Origin of the sequence: Paraburkholderia humisilvae (assembly GCF_902859855.1) — a bacterium.
In the GTDB taxonomy this organism is placed as follows: Bacteria; Pseudomonadota; Gammaproteobacteria; order Burkholderiales; family Burkholderiaceae; genus Paraburkholderia; species Paraburkholderia humisilvae.
Window position 1 is genome coordinate 1 of record NZ_CADIKH010000261.1, and the last position, 2,425, is coordinate 2,425.

The 2,425-nt window shown below is 64.2% G+C and carries 2 protein-coding genes; both read left to right on the top strand.

The window, feature by feature from the left end; translation table 11 throughout:
* The first annotated feature begins 102 nt into the window (after window positions 1-102).
* Window positions 103-972, top strand: coding sequence for a tyrosine-type recombinase/integrase (locus HV796_RS41680; protein WP_175233470.1), 870 nt, complete (start codon window positions 103-105; stop codon window positions 970-972).
* Window positions 973-978: 6 nt separating this feature from the next.
* A complete protein-coding gene (locus HV796_RS41685) occupies window positions 979-2,172 on the top strand; it encodes an IS91 family transposase (RefSeq protein WP_175233471.1) in 1,194 nt (397 codons plus the stop codon).
* The last annotated feature ends 253 nt before the right edge of the window (window positions 2,173-2,425 follow it).

A 2,425-nucleotide genomic window follows, 5' to 3' on the forward strand; every position in this document is an offset into this window, starting at 1 on the left:
TGGCCAGCGACATCGGCTCCGGGATCATCCGAAGGGCACATCTGTCGAGTGCGACGATGGCGGTGCAGTTTGCCGCCGTGACCACTCAGAGCGGAGTCCACCATGACACCCCTACGTCGACGCATGATCGAGGATATGCGCGTGCGCAACCTCGCGGCCAACACACAACGCACGTATCTCCAGCAGGTCAGCAACTTTGCCCGGTACTTTGGGCGTTCCCCTGAACTGCTGGGTCCGGAGGAGGTGCGCGCCTGGCAGGTGCATCTGATTGAAGTCCAGCGGCGCTCAGCCAGCACCCTGGTGGTGGCCACCGCAGCGTTGCGCTTCCTGTACCACATCACGCTCAAACGTGAGTGGGCGGTCGAAGAACTCCCGATACCCCAGACGCCGCGCAAACTCCCGGTGATCCTCAGTCAGGATGAGATCACCTGTTTTCTCGAAGCAATCCGTAGCGTCAAGCATCGTACCGTGTTGATCGCGGCTTATGCCGCCGGCCTGCGTATCTCGGAAGCCACCCGGCTGAAGGTCAGCGATATCGATAGCCAGCGCATGATGCTGCGTGTCGAACAGGGCAAGGGGCGCGTCGACCGCTACGTAATGCTCTCACCACGGCTGCTGGAGGTCCTGCGTAGCTACTGGTGTCCCCAGTACTGGCTGTTTCCCGGCCGCTTCCCGGATCAACCCGTCGGTGCCGACGTGGTGCGACAGGCGTGCCATGACGCACGTCGCCGTGCCGGTATCACCAAACCGATCACCCCGCACAGCTTGCGTCATGCCTTTGCGACGCACCTGCTCGAGTCCGGTGCGCATGTGCGCCTGATCCAGTTGCTGATGGGCCATCGCAGCCTGGCCACGACGGCGCGCTACCTGAAGGTCGCGACCAGCACGATCTGCGCGGCGACCAGCCCGTTCGACCGGCTGCCATCAAGATTACCGCAGGCTTCACCCGAACCGCCGGTTGACCACGTCTGAATGGCGATGAAGGCCCCACTGGAGCTGGCGGACATCGTGCGTCGCCACGGCCCGGCATACCGGCATCTGCACGCCGGCTCGCTCGACCGCGAGCAGCGTCGCGTCATGCGCGCCATCGAGCAGTGCCGAACCGCGGCTCTGGGCGGGCACGTCGAGCAGTGCGACGCTTGCGGACATCAGCGCATCGCCTACAACTCGTGTGGCAACCGGCACTGCCCGAAGTGCCAGTCGCTCGCCCGGGCACAATGGCTCGAGCGTCGCCAGGCGGACCTGCTGCCCGTGCCTTACTTCCACGTCGTCTTCACCGTTGCGCAAGAGATCGCGGCCATCGCATTCCAGAACAAGCGTGTCGTCTACGACATCCTGTTCCAGGCGACAGCTCAAACGCTGCAGACGATAGCGGCAGATTCCCGGCACCTCGGTGCCACGATCGGATTCATCGCGCTGCTGCACACCTGGGGGCAGAACCTGCTCCACCATCCGCATCTGCACTGCGTCATCCCGGGCGGCGGCCTGGCCGCCGACGGTACGCGCTGGGGGGCTTGCCGGCCCGGCTTCTTCCTGCCCGTGCGGGTTCTCTCGCGCCTGTTCCGCCGGCTGTTCCTCGAGCGCTTGCAACAGGCCTTCGATATCGGGGCACTCGGCTTCTTCCCGTCACTGGCCCACCTGTCTGAGCCGGGCCAATTCGCCCGCTATCTGTCCGGCCTGGGTCGAACCGAATGGGTCGTCTATGCCAAGGAGCCATTCGGTGGTCCCCAGCAGGTGCTCGACTATCTCGGCCGCTACACACACCGCGTCGCGATCTCCAACAACCGCCTCGTCAGTCAGACCGGTCGGCACGTCACGTTTCGCTGGAAGGACTATCGCCATCCGGACCGACCACGCGTGATGCGTCTTCATGCCCACGAGTTCCTGCGCCGCTTCCTGCTGCACGTGTTGCCGCACGGATTGCAACGGATTCGCCACTACGGACTGCTCAGCAACCGGCTGCGCGAGACCAGCCTGTCCACATGTCGCCGACTACTTGACGCGCCGCTTCCCGAAACCCCGGCGACACTCCGACCTGACTACCGCGACCGCTATGCACAGCTGACTGGCCGGTCACTGCGCGACTGTCCAGTCTGCAAACACGGTCACATGGTTTGCGTCGAATACCTGCTGCCTCATGCACCGCCGCGGGCGCCACCATGCCAGAAATGAGGCTCGAACGCATGTCCCTCCCCGGCACCGAACCCAGCACATCCTGCGCGTCCGCGAGGCACGTACGTCCACTGCGTTCGCAGCGAGCCTTGCTCACGCGACCTGAGCCGCTTGCTTCCGATCATCGCTGGCAGTGCCCGCCAAATCGTGCATCCAGTTGTTATCCCATCCTCGCATCGCATCCGACGTTCGACATTCACAACCAGCCCTGCACCGATTCAATTCCCATAGCCACCGGCAGCGGAGCGGCTTA